Below are 17,203 nucleotides of genomic sequence, written 5' to 3'. Positions count from 1 at the left end.
TATTCGTCGATGGAGTGCAATGTAGGTTATTTTCTCAGCGGTTTTCTGTGATGATTGTCGCAAAAGTTAGCGCTAACACCGTTATTGTTAAAAAACGTGTTATCGCTAACATTTCCTTGCTGTGCGTTTGTCTTGGTTGCAAGCACCTGACATGCTCAATCATTCTGAAAAGATCGCGGGGTGAGGCACGCCCGAAACTGTGGTTTTTCACATGGCGCGTTAACAGATTTGGTTTTAAGCTGCGTCCTGGCAAAAAAGTAGCGAGTAATGCAGGAGATCGCATGACAGAAAAAAAACGGCGCGGTACCGGTAAAAGCACTTTAGCCGATGTTGCCCGTTTGGTGGGCGTAAGCACCATGACAGCGTCGCGCGCGCTACGCATGCCGGAGAAAGTGTCGCCTGAAATTCGCGCCAAAATCGATGCGGCAGTGATTGAGCTCTCCTATGTGCCGAATGTGCAGGCGAGCAATCTGGCATCGGCCACATCACGCCTGATCACCATGGTGGTGCCATCGTTTGCCACGCCGGGCAGTGCAATTGTGTCCGAAGCGCTACAGGAAGTGCTGCGGCCGCAGGGCTATAACATGATGCTGGCTGAAGCCAACCATTCGGCGGCAGAAGAGAGCGATCTGATTGAAATGCTGCTCTCCTATAATCCGGCGGCGATGGTGCATTTCAATTTCGATAACGCCGCCGAAGCGCATCGTCTGCTGAGCAATTCCGGGCTGCCGGTCATGGATATTGGCGGCGTGCATCAGGATTCGGCGGGGATCAGCATTGGTGTCGATTACGCCAAAGCGATTCGCCAACTGGTGCAAAGTCTGGTCGAGCGCGGCTATCGCAATCTCGGTTTGCTGTGCACGCAGAGTAATAACACCATCTTCCGCCAGCTGCTGAATGGCTGGCACAGCGGCATGCTGGCGATGAATCAGGCGCCGCATCGCGTGGTGACCTCGCCGAAAATGCCGACCTTTGCCGCCGGGCACAGCTTGCTGGCGGAAATTCGCCTGACCTGGCCGGAGCTGGATGTGCTGATTTGCACCAGCGACGAAGTGGCCTGCGGCGCCATCATGGCGTGCCATGCGGCGGGGATTGCGATTCCCAGCCAGTTGGCGATTGCCAGCATTGGCGGCGGTCCGCTAGCGGCAGTGTGTTCGCCGCCGCTTACCAGCATTGTGCTGCCGTATGAAGAGATGGGGCGCATGGCGGGTAAACGTCTGCTGGCGGCGCTCAAAGGTGATGAGCCGCCAGCCATCAATGAACTGCCGGTGCAGCTTAAACTGCGCGCCAGCAGCCACAAGGTGTAGCCGTGCGTGCGCACCTTTTCCCAGATTCATCAAATCCTTATCAATTCTAAGGCATTGATAACCCTTTTACGGATCATGTTTTTAACTATAATGATCCGACTGCTTACGCGGCACACCCAGTGAGGTGGTGCTGCAAAACACTAAAATGGAGAGGAAGAACATGAGTTATTCACTGCCATCCCTGCCGTATGCGTACGACGCACTGGAACCGCACTTCGACAAGCAGACGATGGAAATCCATCACACTAAACACCACCAGACCTACGTTAACAACGCTAACGCTGCGCTGGAAGGTACCGAATTCGCTGACCTGCCGGTAGAAGAGCTGATCACCAAACTGGATCAGCTGCCAGCAGACAAAAAAGGTCCACTGCGTAACAACGCAGGCGGCCACGCTAACCACAGCTTCTTCTGGAAAGGTCTGAAGCTGGGCACCTCGCTGCAGGGCGACCTGAAAGCCGCCATCGAAAAAGATTTCGGTAGCGTTGAAGCTTTCCAGGCTGAGTTTGAGAAAGCCGCGACTACTCGCTTCGGTTCAGGCTGGGCGTGGCTGGTGAAAAAAGGCGACAAACTGGCTGTGGTTTCAACCGCAAACCAGGATAGCCCGCTGATGGGTGAAGCCGTTGCTGGCGTTTCAGGCACGCCGATCATCGGTCTGGACGTGTGGGAACACGCTTACTACCTGAAGTATCAGAACAAACGTCCTGATTACATCAAAGCATTCTGGAACGTAGTGAACTGGGACGAAGCTGCAGCGCGTTTCGCTGCTGCGAAGTAAGTTCAGGCGATAGCCGCAACGCACTAAACCGGTGATCTCTTCACCGGTTTTTTTTCGCCTTTATAAACCCTTACTAAACGACCTGAATATTCCCGCACACGACTATTCCGCTGCGAAAGCTATTAACCTGCCGTTGATAATTTGGGGCATATAGTGGCGATAATTTGTCTCGCCAAGCCTAAATAATCATGTCTACTATCACAACTTCTGTGACGAATAATGATTCGTCAGCACCGCTGTTTTTGCCGTTAATAAGCGGAAAGTTCAGGCCAAATAAATTATGGAATAGCGGAAGATTTCGCGCGAAATTTGCCTTAAGATCGCTGGTGTTTCCTGTAACTACCTTTAATTACCTGCACCAGTTGGCGCAATTATCTGCGTTACCACAGCTGTTGACCATGCAGGGTTTGCTGCCGGCGAAGCCACATCGTCCTTATCTGCGTGCGGGATTCAGCGTGGCGCAGCGCGCGCAGGCGATCATCGATCACTATACGTTGATGGATCAGTTAGACAATGCGGCGCTGCGTCAGCTGTTGCAGAGTCCGGGTGATAATTTACTGGCCACCCTGAGCGGCAAAAATGATGAGACGTATGTGATTCACTGCTGTCCGGGCCGCTTTGACCGTGAAGGTGAAATTACTCTGGAATTGCGCTATGAAACGCAGTTAATTGCGTCGCTCTCTTTCTCAATTATTCGCGAACAGCAGAAGCGCACGTTATTAATTGGTGGATTGCAGGGGCCGCGTAAGCATATTTCCAACGATGTGATTCGCGATGCCACCAAAGCGGCGCATGGCGTATTCCCAAAACGTCTGTTGATGGAAGCAGTATTTAATCTGGCTGAACAGTGTGGCGTTGAAGCGATCACCGCCGTTGGCGATACCACGCACGTGTTTCGCAGCCTGCGCTACCGTCACAGTAAAGGTGATAAGTTCTTTGCCAGCTACAGCGAGTTTTGGTTGTCGTTGGGTGGCGTGGCGCGTGGCGATGAGCTATTTACGTTGCCGTTACGCGCAGAGCGTAAAGATCTGGAAGAGATTGCCAGCAAGAAGCGCGCCGAGTATCGCCGTCGCTATGCCTTGCTGGACAGTCTGAATGAACAAGTTCATCAGGCGGCGGGCATCCTACGCGACGTTTCACACGCCGCGTAAGTCAAGATTAGAACGGCTGCTTCGCGTAGCCAGTCATCACTTTCAGTCCCATCTCACGTCCGAGCGCGGTCATTGGGTGTACCACCACCAGGCCGCGCACGCTTTTCTTGAATGCGCCCATGTTGGCTTGTTCTTTTTTGGTGATTTCGCGGCTAAAGCCCAGCTTCTGCAGCTGTTGCGCTTCTTTGCTCAGCTTCTCGGTGCGCACACCGCGCAGGCGCTCAATTTCCAGCTCCAGCTTCTCTTTTTCACGCAGCAGTTCACCGAGCTTTTCGGCATCGCCAGAGGCTAACAGCGGGGCTTCTTTGCGGTTAAGCGCATCGAGCTGATCGCTCAGAAGTTTGATCTCGGCTTTTTCTTGTTCTTTCATTGGGGGAAAACTCGTTAAGGAAAACAGGCAAAGGATACATCAAATTCAGGTAACTTTGCAGCGCATGACTTCGCGCGATAAATCGCGCTGCGACAATGCGTGCTGATTTAAGACGTAGATGCCTCACGCGCACTTATCCGCAGCGGCACGCTTCAGCGCGCTTGTTCATACAAAAACTACAGCGCAGGCTTTTTAAACACCTGCTTATGCGAAATCCGTGAAATCAGCTCGGTGAGCGACAGCACCATGGTTGAACGCACCATCTGCAGATAGCGCTGTTGCTGCATGGAGCGCAGTTGGTCGTCATCGCGGTTGAAGTCAGGCTGTGGTGGCCAGGCGGCCACGCAGTGCAGTTCGCCAAACGGGCCGAGGATCTCATCGTCGGTAAAACGATAATCGCTGATGTCGTGATTCAGCTCCTCACGCAGCGCCAGCAGCAGTTCACAATCTTCGTACTCATGCCGATTGATCACGCCCAGGCCGTAAATCAGCTTGAGGCGAACCGAGAGTTCGCCCAGCGGACCATCACCCAGCAGCAGCGGTTCTACCGCGTATTTAACCGCGTAATCGTCCTTGCGAAACACTTGCAGCACCAGCAGGTTAACCGCTTCGGTCAGCAGCTCAACGGCGGCGATCAGGAAGCTTCTCACCGAACGACCGGCGTTCAGGCGCTCAAGCACCCGGTTTTCAAAAGCCTGCTTCTCTTCCATCATTGCCTGCATCGTTCAGCTACCGCCAGCGGGCACGCAAGCGCGCCCGAGTTAACCACTAAAGGGCGCGCATTATGCCATAGCGTTGTAAGCGCTCACCACTGAGGTGACCACTTCGCTGTTGGCATCCAGGCCAGAAATTTCCGCCAGCGTGGCTTGCGGGCCTTTTTCTGCCAGCAGCGCGACCAGTTCCTGCGCCTGCGGATCGGCTTCGCTGCGATAGTGCATCGCGGCGGCAATGCCCTGAACCAGATTATCGTGCGGCAACTGATACTCCAGCGTGCCCAGCGTTGGCTTGATCAGGCGATCGCCCGCGCTGAGTTTACGCAGCGGCTGACGACCGACGCGCTCAACGTCATCTTTCAGGTACGGGTTTTCGAAGCGGGTGAGGATTTTCTGGATATAGGCAGCATGTTTATCGGCTTCAAAACCATAACGCTTGATCAGCACGGCGCCGCTCTCCTGCATCGCGCCTTGCACTACCGCACGCACGTTCTCATCGAGAATCGCGTCACGAATGGTAGCGTGACCAGCCAGCTGGCCGAGATACGCGGTGATGGCGTGACCGGTATTGAGAGTGAACAGCTTGCGCTCAACGAATGCCATCAGGTTGTCGGTCAATTCCATGCCAGGAATGTTCGGCAATTCCCCTTTGAACTGGGTTTTATCAACAATCCACTCGCTGAAGGTTTCAACTGTCACTTCCAGCGGATCGGTGGTGCCCGCTTCGGACGGCGGCACGATGCGGTCTACCGCGGAATCCACGAAGCCAACATGCGTTTCAACCCATGCGTGATACTGCTCTGGCAGCGCTTTTAGCACGTGCTGTTTCAGCTGGCTGGTACCGCGCACCATGTTTTCACAGGCGATGATGTTGAGTGGACGCACATTACCGCTGTCGCTGCGTTTGGCCAGACCTTTCGCGACGCCACCGGCGATGCGCTCCAGAATCTGCGGACCAACCGCCGTGGTCACGATATCAACCTCAGCAATCAGCGTAACGATGTCATCGCTGGTGCTGTTAACGGCGCTCACGCCTGTTACGATTTCGACTTTTGCCTGTTCGCCAACCACATGAACCGGATACTCATGACGGGCGTTAAGGGCATCAAGTACCACCTGATTGACGTCAGCAAACACCAGCTCGATGCCGGCATCTGCCAGTAACTTACCGATAAAACCGCGACCGATGTTACCTGCTCCAAAATGTAACGCTTTCATAAATTTGACCCATATCAAATGACGAAAGGGCGGGCAAGTCCGCCCCGGAAATGTGGGACGGGCTTACCCGCCCCAGGGAAGGTAAAACGGGGTATTACGCTTTGACGGTGCTGCCCGAGAGCAGATCCAACACGTCCTGCACGCTGGTGGTATTGGCCAGCTTCTCAATCACGCTGTCATCATCCAGCGCGTTGGTCAGGCTGGTAATCACCTGAATGTGCTCGTTATTGCGAGCGGCGATACCAATCACCAAACGCGCCACGTCTTCTGGTTCATCACCAAACTGCACGCCCGCCGGATACTGGCAGAACACCACGCCGGTTTTCAGCACGCGGTCTTTCGCTTCTACAGTACCGTGTGGCACAGCAATGGATTCACCGAGGTAAGTTGGCGTCAGCTTTTCGCGTTCCAGCATCGCGTCAACATATTCCGGCTGCACGTAGCCGCCTTTCACCAGCTGCTCACCCGCAAAGCGAATCGCCTGCTCTTTATGGGTGGCACTCAAACCGAGGAACACGTTGTCTGCACCCAGTTTGAACAGGTGCGCGTTGCCTTCGTCGTAGCTGTCAGCCAGCGTGGTCTGCACGGTTTCACGACGCGCTTCGCTGCGGTTAGCGGCCACCAGACGTTCGGTCAGGTTGCTGTACAGCGCGCTATCAAGGAAGTTGTTCAGCGAAATGTGCTGCGCCTGCGGCGCCTGACGCATTGCACGTTCGGTCAGATCGCGGTGGGTAATCACCAGATCAACGTCGCCCGGCAGCGAGTTAATCGCCGTGTTGGTGACAGAGATATTGCTCAGACCCGCGTCCTGCACTTTCTTACGCAGCACGCCCGCACCCATCGCACTTGAACCCATACCGGCGTCACAGGCTACGATGATTTTACGCACGTGGTTCAGGTCAACGCTCATCGCATCGCCAGCAACTGGCGAACCGGCAACAGCCTGACCTTTTGACTGCGCTTTCATATCCTGCATGCGCTGTGTCGCCGCTTCGATGTCGTCATCTTCTTTCACTTTGCTGGTTTTCAGCAGGATAGCTGAGACCACAAAGGAGACGGCAAACGCAGCGATAATGGCAGCGATATTCGCGAAGTAAGCGCCTTTTGGCGTCATCGCCAGCACCGCCAGTATGGAACCTGGAGAAGCCGGAGAGACCAGGCCGCCGTTCAGCAGTGTCAGGGTGAATACGCCAGTCATACCGCCGAGAATAACCGCCAGCAACAGACGCGGCGCCATCAGCACGTATGGAAAGTAAATTTCGTGGATACCACCAAGGAAGTGGATGATCGCTGCACCGCCTGCAGATTGTTTGGCGCTACCGCGGCCAAATACCATGTAGGCAACCAGCAAGCCCATACCCGGACCAGGGTTGGCTTCAATCAGGAAGAAGATTGATTTGCCCGCCTCGCTCGCCTGCTGGATACCCAGCGGAGAGAAGATACCGTGGTTGATGGCGTTATTGAGGAACAGGATTTTCGCCGGTTCAACAAAGATTGAGGTCAGCGGCAGCAGGTTGTTCTGCACCATCAGATTCACGCCCGCGGCGAGAATGTGTGACAGGCCTTCAACCAGTGGACCGATAGCGACAAACGCCAGCAGCGCCAGCAGCATACCAATGATACCGGCCGAGAAGTTGTTAACCAGCATCTCGAAGCCGCTTTTGATCTTGCCATCAACAACGCGGTCAAAGGATTTGATCGCCCAGCCGCCCAGCGGACCGGCAATCATGGAGCCGAGGAACATCGGCATATCGGCACCGACGATCACGCCCATGGTGGTGATCGCACCGACCACGCCACCGCGATCGCCGCCAACCAGACGTCCACCGGTGAAACCAATCAGCAGCGGCAGCAGGTAGGTGATCATTGGGCCGACGAGTTTCGCCAGCGTTTCGTTTGGAATCCATCCGGTTGGGATGAACAGCGCAGTGATGATACCCCATGCGATAAACGCACCGATGTTAGGCATCACCATATTACTCAGAAAGCGACCAAAGCTCTGAACCTTGACCTTTACTGATGAGGACATAAACCCACCCCTTAATGAGACGCGCTGCAATAAGAGAGCGCGTTTGTTTTTGTTTGAACGTTACGGCGGGGGCCGTGGCATTACTGTATGCACGCGGACTCTAGCACTAGTTTATTACGCTGCGTAGAGCTGCACCTAAGTGTGATGCAGATCACGCTAAGCTGGGGTGATTGGGGGGCAATAAGGTGACATCGATCACAAAAAGGCGCTGTAAGAAAGCAACGGTGCCGAAAAATTAAGCAAAACAAGGCGATGAATGTGACTTAAGTCACCTTTTGAAGTGGGCGCTTTGTTGTGTAAGTGTGATCAATGTCACAAACTATTTGTGGTCGAAAATGCGCCAGATCACAATATGCTGCAGCAGATAAGTGAGCTGTAAGGAAGTGACGAAAATCTGAAAAGGGATAACAGACTTTCAGGGTCGCCATTGATGGCGACCACTAAAATAGTTCGGCTGTTACAACCCGCCTTGCACCGCATTTTGCGCTTGCGTCAGCGCTTGCGCGTTGCTGGAGAGATTGCTCATCAGCGTGTTGTATTGCGTTGCCTGATCCTGGGTTGGGAACTGTACACCGCCATCGTTGAAGGTTACGCGCGTGCCTTGCGATTGCAGATAGTCGCCGGTTTGCACGGCTGCCTGGCTCAGCGCCTGCAGCTGTGGCAGCAGCGGAATCAGCGTGCTCGCTGGCTGCGTCACGACTTTGACGTAGGCCGCGTCATACACTTTCTTCAGGTCATCCGGCTGCTTCAGGGTGGCTTTGCTGCTGTCCGCCTGCATTTTGGCGCTCTGAATCTGCTGGGTCAGCACGCTCAGATTGCCGCTGGCCTGGCGCAGGCTATCGCGACGCGTGAGGTAATCCTGCGGTACACGAATCGCTGCTAACTCATCAACCACCGGGCGCATACCTTGCTCAATCGCCTGATTGGTCTGCTGCGAGAAGCCATAAAGGATGGCGTAGTCGCTGGCGTAGTTGCCGAAGGTTTGCTTTTGGTTTTCACTCAGGCTTGGCAGATGTTCGCCGCTGCGCATCACCGTGTTCTGAAGGAAGTCACTGAACGCTTTACGCTGATCGCCCTCTTTGTCACCGCAGGCTGTGAGTTGCAGCACCACTAACGCGCTGACCATCAGCATGCCGGTACGCATCCAGATGCGAGAAATTCCTGACGCCATGATGAACTCCTGTTATGGCTAATTCGATTCGATGGGAATGGTCCTAAAGAATAGTGCAATGGCCTGACGGGTACAACGGGCGGCGTTTGCCTGGTGCGCATAAATGCGCACCCGGTAAGGAAATGGCGAAATTCCAGGGTCACCCATTATGATGACCGTTTTAACACGTTAAATCAAAACACCAGCGCCTGCCCATCCTTACGGCTTTCAGTGGCGGCGATATAGAAGCCTTGCGGATCGCGCACAATCGCCTGCGCACCGCCGAAGTTATAGCCGAGCAAAGGATCTTCCAGCGTGATCTGGTGCCCCATCTCGCGCAGCTTCGCCAGCACGTTACGGTCGATGCCGGGTTCAACCACCACCGCACGTCCTTGCTCAACGCGCCAGCGCGGTGCATCAATCGCTGCCTGCGGGTTTTGCTTATGCTGCATGATGCGCAGCGCCATCTGCAAATGACCTTGCGCCTGCATCGGGCCGCCCATCACGCCAAACGACATCAGCGGCTGGCCGTCACCGTCGAGGGCAAACGCCGGAATGATGGTGTGGAACGGACGTTTGCCGCCGGCGACCACATTGGGATGCTGCGGATCGAGCGAGAAACCGCAGCCACGATTTTGCAGGCTAATGCCGGTGCCCGGCACCACTACGCCAGAACCGAAGCCCATGTAGTTTGACTGTATAAAGGACACCATCATGCCGCTGGCATCAGCGGTAGAAAGATAAACCGTGCCGCTCTGCTGCGGGGAGCCAAAGGTAAAATCTCCGGCCCGATCGGGATTAATCAACTGCGCGCGCTGTTTTAAATACTCATCACTGAGAAGCAATTCTGCCGGGAACTCGAGGTGATCGTAATCGCTGACATAGCGATCCAGATCGGCCAGCGCCAGCTTCATCGCTTCAATCGACAGATGCAGCCACGGCACCGAATCCGGTTCATAGCGACCAATATCCCACTGCTCAAGAATGCCCAACGCAATCAGGGTGGCAATGCCCTGACCGTTCGGCGGCAATTCCTGCACCGATCCGCCCGCAAACGGACGCGATAACAATTCTACCCAGTCGGCGCGATGATTTTTCAGATCATCAAGGCTCAGCGCCGCACCATGCTGCTCAGCAAACGCCACTATCTTTTCAGCCAGCTCGCCACGATAGAAGGCTTCACCGCGCGTTTCGGCGATTTTTTGCAGCGTTTCGGCTTGCGCCGGATTACGGAACAGCTCGCCGGCACGCGGCGGTCGTCCATCGGGCGCAAAGCACTCGACGAAGCCGGGCTGATCTTTCAGCTTGTGGTAGGCGCGCTGCCACAGATGACCAATCAGCGGTGAAACCGGGAAACCATCGCGCGCGTATTCGATGGCCGGTTGCGCTAGCGTGGTGAGTGGTAGCGTGCCAAAGCGTTCGGCCAGCTCCACCCACGCCGAAACCGCGCCCGGCACGGTGACCGCTTCCCAGCCAATTTCCGGCATGGCATCGCGCCCGGCAAAGCGTTCCGGGTTCCATGCGGCGGGCGAGCGGCCCGAGGCATTCAAACCGTGCAGCTGTTTGCCATCCCAGATAATCGCAAAGGCGTCACTGCCGAGTCCGTTGCCGCTAGGCTCCAGCACGGTCAACGCCATTGCACTGGCAATCGCCGCATCTACCGCATTGCCGCCCTGTTGCAACATACGCATCCCGGCCTGCGCCGCCAGCGGCTGCGAAGTGGCAACCGCGTTGCGTCCCATCATCGGTACGCGGTGTGAGGCATAGCTGACGTTAAAATCCAGTTCACTCATGATCGTTCCTTAGTGTGAGTCATCACGTGGGTCGAGCGCGTCGCGCAAACCGTCGCCCAGCAGGTTGAAGCCCTGCACGGTGAGAAAAATAGCCAGGCCGGGGAAAATCGACATCCACGGCGCCTGTTCGAGAAAGCCTTTGGCGGTATTCAGCATCGCACCCCATGAAGGCGAGGGCGGTTGCTGGCCGAGGCCAAGGAATGAGAGGCTGGCTTCGGTAATGATCGCCGAAGCAATCGCCAGCGTGGCCTGCACCAGAATTGGCGATAGCACATTGGGCAGCACGTAACGCAGGATGATCCAGCGATCGGGTAAGCCAATCGCTCGCGCGCCGTCAATGTACTCTTCGTGGCGAATGGCGATCACCTGGCCGCGCGTCAAGCGCGCGAAAATCGGCATCGCAGATAAACCGATGGCAATCATTGCATTTGATAAGCTCGGGCCGAGAAACGCTCCCAGCGCGATTGCCAGAATCAGAAACGGGCATGCCAGCAGCGCTTCGATAAAGCGCGAAATAATGCCGTCGCACCAGCCTTGCCAGTAACCGGCAATCAACCCAAGCGGCACACCAATCAGAATGGCGATCAGCACCGAAATGCAACCCGCCAGCAGCGAAGTACGCGCGCCCCACACCAGGCGAGACAAAATATCGCGCCCCAGCTCATCGGTGCCAAACCAGTGCAGCACCGTAGGTGCTTTACGCACCGCAAGGAAATTGGCTTTGATGGGATCAAACGGTGCCAGCCACGGTGCCAGCAGCGCCACGGCGACAAACAGCAGCACAATCACCGCACCAATCAGCGCACTTTTATTACGCAGGAACTTTTTCAGCACCCGACGATTCGGCTTTGCCACTGCAGGCAGTGCGCCAGCGGTTAATACCTCGCTCATGGTCAGCCTCGCATTTTCGGGTTAATGATCATATAGAGCACATCGGCCAGCAGATTGAGCAGCAAGAAGCCAATCGCCACCACCAGCACCACGCCTTGCACCACGGCGTAATCACGGTTGAATACCGCATCGACAATCATCTTGCCAAAGCCGGGCAGCGTAAAGACCTGCTCGGTCAGCACCGCGCCACCCAGCAACTCGCCAAACAGCAGCGTGGTAAGAGTAACAATCGGCATCAGCGCATTACGCAACGCATGCTTGAGCACCACTTTCTTTGCCAGCAGCCCTTTGGCGCGTGCGGTGCGAATGTAATCCGCTTTCAGCACGGCGATCATTGAAGCGCGAGTGTGGCGCATTAACGTGGCGGCCAGTCCGGTACCAAGCACCAGCGCCGGCAGCAGCAGCGTTTTCAGGTTCTGCGCCACATCCTCGCTAACCGGCACAAAACCCGATGCCGGCAGCCATTGCAGGTGTACTGAGAACAGCAGAATCAGCAAAATACCGAGCCAGAAGTGAGGCACTGAAATCCCGGAAAGCGCGACAAAGTTGGTGGTGTGATCGACCCAACTGTCTTTGCGCACCGCGGCGATGATGCCCATGCTGATGCCAATCACCAGCGCGATAATCATCGCCAGCAATGACAATTCCAGCGTGACCGGCAATTTGCTGGCGATCAGCGCCGTCACCGGCTCTTTGGTGCGCAGCGACATGCCCAAATCGCCGGTTAGCGCATTACCCATCCAGGCGAAATATTGCGCGGGAATCGGATCGTCCAGATGATATTCCGCCCGCAGCTGGGCGATAACCGCCGGATCGCGCTCTTCGCCCGCCATCGCCAGCACCGGATCGCCCGGCAGCAGCTTTTGCAGTGCGAACACCATAATGCTCACCAGCAGCAGCGTCGGAATGGCCAGCAATAGCCGTTTTACAATCAGTTCCAGCATCCTCGCTCCTTAGCGGTTTACTGCGCCAGACTTACGCCAGCCAAACGTACCAATCCGTCCGGCCAGGCTTTGAAGCCCTGCAGTTTTTTCGACATGCCAAAAATGCGTGGCTCAAAGTAGAGGTACGCAATCGGCATATCGCTTTGCAGTTGGTTCACCACTTGGGTGTAGAGCGCCTGACGCTGTGCCTGGTCGTTGGTGAGACGCGCGGCATTCAGCCACTCATCGACCTGCGCATTGCTGTAGCGTCCGTCATTGAGCGTGCCTTTGCTGTTAATAAACGAATAGATGCTGCCGTCCGGATCCGGACGACCAGACCAACCCGACAGGCTAAGCTGATAATCCCCGCGCTGCTGGCGATCCAACAGGGTAGCGAACTCACTCATTTGCAGATTGAGGTTGAAACCGGCTTCACCGACCATCGCCTGAATCACCTGGCCCACCTGCTGCGCGGTCGGGTTATTGCTGACCAGCAGCGTCAGATTCAGCGGTGTGGTAACACCCGCAGCCTTCAGCAGTGCTTTGGCTTTCTCAACATCGCGCGGTGCGATCGGTGTTTTGACGTGATACGCGCTGACCGGTGAAAACGCCTGATTGGCTGGCGTATATAAGCCTTCAAATGCCACCTGATTCAGCGCATCACGGTCAATCGCCAGTGAGAACGCTTCACGCACCCGCGCATCTTTCAGCGGACTATTAGCATCGACTTTGCCGTTGTTGATATTGAAAGTGATGCCCTGATAACCAAGACCTGTGACTTTTGCCAGCGCCAGTTTGCTATCGGCTTCAACGGTTTTCACATCGCTGGCGGCCACGCCTTCGGTGAGATCCAAATCGCCCGCACGCAGGTTTGCGAGGCGCACTGAAGCATCCGGGATCGGCAGGAAAATCACCTTATCGAAGTGATAGGCGCCTTTATTCCAGTAATTGTCATAGCGCTTGAGCACGATGCGATCCTGCTGAACACGGCTGTCGAACTGATACGGGCCAGAGCAGACCGGATGAGCGGCGAAATCGGGCTTTTTCGCCGCTTCCGGTGCCAGCATGGCTCCGGCGCGGTCGGTCAGTTGGCTCAGCAGCGCCGCATCCGGGTTTTTCAGGTGGAACTTCACCTGCATCGGGCCGCTCACTTCCACGCTTTCAATCGAGGAGATTTCACTTTTACGCAGCGAACCCGGTAGCGTTTGCGCACGTTCGATGTTGAATTTCACCGCTTGCGCATCAAATTTTTCGCCATCGTGGAAGGTCACGCCACTGCGCAGATTCATGGTCAGCGTTTTGCCGTCCTCGCTCCACGCCCAATCGGTGGCGAGACCTGGCACCACTTTGAGATTTTGATCGACATCGACCAAACGATCGCACATGGCCGCAAACACAAAACGGCCGTAATAGGTGCGCGCCAGATGCGGATCGAGCATGTCGGGATCGGCGCCCAGGCCGATGCGAATCACGCTGTCAGCCTGGCTGTGGGCGCTAGCCCCGAGCAGTAACAGACCGCTGAGGGCGGTTAATAACGTATGACGAGCTTGCTTCACGGTGTATCTCCAGAGGTTAGGCTTGCTGATTCACCGCCTGCTCAAACAGGGCGCGGCGACGTAAAAAAGCGGCGGAAGGTGGCGCAAGGGTGATGACGCTGCGATCGCGATTAATCTCCTGCCAGCGGTGACAGGCAATTTGACGGCCGCCGCTCAGCACCTGATTAATCGGTTCAAACTGGCGACATTCCGCTGTGGCATAGGGACAACGGGTATGAAAACGGCAGCCGCTAGGTGGATCTGCTGGGTTGGGCAAATCACCCTGCAGCATGGGGATGGTGCGACTGACGCCCGGCTGCATTTGTGGCGCGGAGGCAATCAACGCTTGCGTATAAGGATGGAGCGGCGCATCAAAAATCTCATCGACGCTGGCCAGTTCGACAATCTGACCGAGATACATCACCGCCACGCGATCGCTCATATGGCGGATCACCGCCAAACCGTGCGCCACGATCACCATCGTCAGGCCAAACTGCTGTTTCAGGCTCTCAAGCAGATTCACCACCTGCGCCTGCACGGACACATCCAGCGCTGAAACCGGCTCATCGCCGAGCAGTAATTTCGGCTGTGAGGCCAGCGCGCGAGCAATACCAATGCGCTGGCGCTGACCGCCTGAAAACTCGTGCGGGTAACGTTCGGCCCAGGCCGCAGGCAGGCCAACGGTGCGCAGCAGTTCGGCGACGCGCGCGTGGCGCTGATCGCGGCTCATCTTTTCGTGCAGCCACAAAGGTTCGCCCACAATCTGCTGCACCGTCATGCGCGGATTGAGCGAGGCAAACGGATCCTGAAAGATAATCTGCAATTCGCGACGCAGCTGATTGAGTCGCGCGCCGCTGGCATCGGTGATGCTTTCGCCCTGATAGAACACGTCGCCGGCGCTGGCGGCTAATAAACGCAGCAGCAAACGTCCCAGCGTCGATTTACCGGAACCGGATTCGCCGACAATCGCCAGCGTTTCGCCCGGCATCACCTGTAGCGCAACGCGATCGACCGCCGTCACGCCGCGATTGCGTGAAAACAGCCGGTTGCCCGTGGAGAAAGTTTTGCTTAAATCGCGGCACTCTAAAATCGGCTTCATGAACTTTCTCCCAGCGTGACGTGTTGCTCTAACGGAGCGCGGAAACAGGCCACATGATGATCGTTCGCCAGTGCGCGCAACGCCGGACGATGCTGGTGGCAGCGTATTTCGGCGAAGGGGCAACGCGTGGCAAAGCGGCAGCCAGCCGGCATATTTTCCGGCAACGGCACCTGGCCGGGAATGGTGGCCAGCGCACCTTCGCGTGCGCTCAGGCTGGGAATTGAGCCCATCAGGCCAATGGTGTACGGATGCTGCGGATCGTTGAAAATACGCTCCACGCTGCCGCTCTCCACCACCTGACCGGCATACATCACCGCCACGCGCTGCGCCACTTCCGCTACCACGCCGAGGTCATGCGTGATCATCAATACTGCGGTGCCAGTGTCCTGTTTTAGGGTGTTCAACAGCGCCAGAATTTGCGCCTGAATGGTGACGTCGAGCGCGGTAGTGGGTTCATCGGCAATCAACAGTTTTGGCTGGTTGATCAGCGCCATGGCAATCATCACGCGCTGGCGCATGCCGCCGGAGAGCTGATGCGGATAGGCTTTCAGCCGCTGTTCCGCTGCTGGAATTTGCACTTTTTGCAGAATCGCCAGCGCCGCGTCCATTGCCTGGCGCTTACTCACTTTACGATGGCGCATCACCGCTTCGCTCAGCTGATCGCCAAGCGTGAAGGCTGGATTAAGCGAGGTCATCGGTTCCTGAAAAATCATCGCCAATTGGTTGCCACGCAGGCTGGCGTATTCACTGCTGCTGAGTTGGCGCAGATCGCGGCCATCAAACAGCATGTCGCCCTGCAAGATTTGCGCACTGTCAGGCTGCAAACCCATCAACGTGAGTGAGGTGATGCTTTTGCCGCAGCCCGATTCACCGACCAACGCCAGCGTTTCTCCCGCCTGTAGCTCCAGAGAAATATCATCCAGTACCGTGACGGGCGAACCACGAAACTGCACGCGCAGATTGCGTAGCGATAAAACGGGATGTGCGGTCATGGCGCTTCCTCCTGACGGGAATAGAGCGTTTCCATCAGCGCCTGTTGCAGCGCAAGCAGATGCTCACGCATCGCCGCTGCCGCTTCATGGGGCTGGCGCTGGGCGATGTGCATCACCAGCCGCTGATGATGGGTGTCATAGTTATCCAGGCGTGCCGGGGTGCGCGCCTGTACCCGCAAATGCTGCCAGCCGGGATCGCGGCGCACCGCATCGACGGCATCAAACAGCCCGAGCATCAAACGATTGCCCGCCGCTTCGGCGATGGCGCGATGGAAGGCGCTGTCCCACAGTTCATGCTGATCGCCATCTTCAGGCGGCGTGATGGCGTGCATGCGCTCCAGCAGGCGTTTCATTAAGGCGATTTGTTCTTTGGTGGCGCGCAGGGCGGCAAGACGTGCCAGCCCCGGCTCCAGCTGCAAACGCGCTTCCATCACTTCAAGCAGATTCGATTGTTGCGGCAGATCCTGTAGCACCAGCGGCTGCACTGGCGCGGAGGGCCCAACAAAGGTGCCTTTGCCCTGTTTACGCCAGATGCGGCCCTCTTCTTCCAGCACATCTAATGCCCGGCGAATTTCACGACGACCGATGCCAAACCGCTCGGCTAACTCACGTTCGGTGGGCAGCGCGCGATCGGGCGTGTGCTCCTGCTGCTGAATCAGCTGGCGCAGTTGCTCAAGTGCGGTGCTGGAGTTGCGGCTGGTTTCTGGCGTGTCATTCATAATTGGTTCGCCTGCTTATGCATCAGAAAAAGATCGGTAATCGCCGCGTATCCAGCACTTTTCCTGATGAAAGGCGAATTCGGCAGCTTTCTTAGCGTAGGCAAGAAGTGAACCAATATTTAATTGGTTCGGATTGGCGTGTCATCAATGTGTAATAACCACATGATCGCAAAGCAAAAGTTTTTTCAGTGCCGGTTGAGAATTGCGAGAAGCGTCAACGTCCTCACCGGCATGCTGCTTCACGGTGGTGCGCGCACGCTGCTTATCTGTGCAATGCCAGCAGTGCGGCGACGCGCGGTGAGTGAATAACCGATGTTTTTCAGCGGGATATAACCTTGGCATCTATTTTGTATGTGTTAACGCAGATGCAGGAGCGATAGCGGGCAACCGAGGTCGCCAGACAATTTGCAATGGGTCACTAGGGTTCCGGTCGAAAGATGCTGGTCCGAGAGTGACCGACCGTCCTCTGACGGTTACACGGCGGGAAAAAAGCCCGGGAGGAAAGCGAGAACGTTGCTCGCCGCCTCCTGCTTTT

At 56.2% G+C, this 17,203-nt stretch carries 15 protein-coding genes and 1 riboswitch; of the genes, 3 read left to right on the top strand and 12 right to left on the bottom strand.

From position 1 onward, the window contains the following. The first annotated feature begins 281 nt into the window (after positions 1 to 281). From ACVLVH_RS18535 to ACVLVH_RS18525, 3 genes are all read left to right on the top strand, one after another. Positions 282 to 1,307, top strand: a complete 1,026-nt coding sequence (locus ACVLVH_RS18535; protein WP_312463914.1) for a LacI family DNA-binding transcriptional regulator — start codon at positions 282 to 284, stop codon at positions 1,305 to 1,307. A gap of 160 nt (positions 1,308 to 1,467) precedes the next feature. Beyond that, positions 1,468 to 2,085 carry a superoxide dismutase [Mn] gene (sodA, locus tag ACVLVH_RS18530; protein WP_101763826.1) on the top strand — a complete coding sequence of 206 codons (618 nt, stop codon included), beginning with the start codon at positions 1,468 to 1,470 and terminating at the stop codon, positions 2,083 to 2,085. Between the two features lie 188 nt (positions 2,086 to 2,273). Then, positions 2,274 to 3,236: a VirK/YbjX family protein gene (locus ACVLVH_RS18525; protein WP_498949947.1), complete on the top strand. Its 963-nt coding sequence runs from the start codon at positions 2,274 to 2,276 to the stop codon at positions 3,234 to 3,236. 7 nt (positions 3,237 to 3,243) lie between these two features. On the opposite strand, the gene ACVLVH_RS18520 is transcribed toward ACVLVH_RS18525, so the two are convergent. The 12 genes from ACVLVH_RS18520 to ACVLVH_RS18465 form a co-directional block, all read right to left on the bottom strand. Continuing rightward, positions 3,244 to 3,606, bottom strand: coding sequence for a YibL family ribosome-associated protein (locus ACVLVH_RS18520; RefSeq protein ID WP_007893377.1), 363 nt, complete (start codon positions 3,604 to 3,606; stop codon positions 3,244 to 3,246). Between the two features lie 176 nt (positions 3,607 to 3,782). Then, positions 3,783 to 4,328 (bottom strand): mannitol operon repressor MtlR, encoded by a 546-nt coding sequence (gene mtlR, locus ACVLVH_RS18515; RefSeq protein WP_192236852.1) that lies wholly within the window; start codon positions 4,326 to 4,328, stop codon positions 3,783 to 3,785. Positions 4,329 to 4,388: 60 nt separating this feature from the next. Next, the gene (gene mtlD, locus ACVLVH_RS18510; RefSeq protein ID WP_101763824.1) at positions 4,389 to 5,537 is read right to left on the bottom strand and encodes a mannitol-1-phosphate 5-dehydrogenase; all 1,149 of its coding nucleotides are present in this window, start codon (positions 5,535 to 5,537) and stop codon (positions 4,389 to 4,391) included. Positions 5,538 to 5,631: 94 nt separating this feature from the next. Beyond that, a complete protein-coding gene (locus tag ACVLVH_RS18505) occupies positions 5,632 to 7,566 on the bottom strand; it encodes a PTS mannitol transporter subunit IICBA (protein ID WP_498949946.1) in 1,935 nt (644 codons plus the stop codon). 457 nt (positions 7,567 to 8,023) lie between these two features. Beyond that, positions 8,024 to 8,737, bottom strand: a complete 714-nt coding sequence (locus ACVLVH_RS18500; protein WP_110867877.1) for a DUF3053 domain-containing protein — start codon at positions 8,735 to 8,737, stop codon at positions 8,024 to 8,026. Between the two features lie 173 nt (positions 8,738 to 8,910). Further along, positions 8,911 to 10,509, bottom strand: a complete 1,599-nt coding sequence (locus ACVLVH_RS18495; protein ID WP_101763821.1) for a gamma-glutamyltransferase family protein — start codon at positions 10,507 to 10,509, stop codon at positions 8,911 to 8,913. Positions 10,510 to 10,518: 9 nt separating this feature from the next. Next, positions 10,519 to 11,400, bottom strand: a complete 882-nt coding sequence (locus ACVLVH_RS18490) for an ABC transporter permease (protein ID WP_101763820.1) — start codon at positions 11,398 to 11,400, stop codon at positions 10,519 to 10,521. 2 nt (positions 11,401 to 11,402) lie between these two features. After that, positions 11,403 to 12,344: an ABC transporter permease gene (locus ACVLVH_RS18485; protein WP_137384873.1), complete on the bottom strand. Its 942-nt coding sequence runs from the start codon at positions 12,342 to 12,344 to the stop codon at positions 11,403 to 11,405. A gap of 17 nt (positions 12,345 to 12,361) precedes the next feature. Next, the gene (locus ACVLVH_RS18480; RefSeq protein WP_192236854.1) at positions 12,362 to 13,879 is read right to left on the bottom strand and encodes an ABC transporter substrate-binding protein; all 1,518 of its coding nucleotides are present in this window, start codon (positions 13,877 to 13,879) and stop codon (positions 12,362 to 12,364) included. Between the two features lie 16 nt (positions 13,880 to 13,895). Continuing rightward, positions 13,896 to 14,957, bottom strand: a complete 1,062-nt coding sequence (locus tag ACVLVH_RS18475) for an ABC transporter ATP-binding protein (protein WP_101763817.1) — start codon at positions 14,955 to 14,957, stop codon at positions 13,896 to 13,898. Next, on the bottom strand, positions 14,954 to 15,949 hold the full coding sequence (locus ACVLVH_RS18470; protein WP_192414356.1) for an ABC transporter ATP-binding protein: 996 nt from the start codon (positions 15,947 to 15,949) through the stop codon (positions 14,954 to 14,956). The genes ACVLVH_RS18475 and ACVLVH_RS18470 overlap by 4 nt, the downstream gene beginning before the upstream one ends. Beyond that, positions 15,946 to 16,668 (bottom strand): FadR/GntR family transcriptional regulator, encoded by a 723-nt coding sequence (locus ACVLVH_RS18465; protein ID WP_192236857.1) that lies wholly within the window; start codon positions 16,666 to 16,668, stop codon positions 15,946 to 15,948. Before ACVLVH_RS18465 ends, ACVLVH_RS18470 begins: the two co-directional genes overlap by 4 nt. Before the next feature lie 407 nt (positions 16,669 to 17,075). Continuing rightward, positions 17,076 to 17,170, top strand: a riboswitch (guanidine-I (ykkC/yxkD leader). Positions 17,171 to 17,203 lie beyond the last annotated feature (33 nt).

Source organism: Kluyvera sp. 1366, from assembly GCF_054823405.1.
The sequence above is the reverse complement of the archived record's forward strand: the minus strand, read 5'-3'. Positions and strand labels throughout refer to the sequence as shown.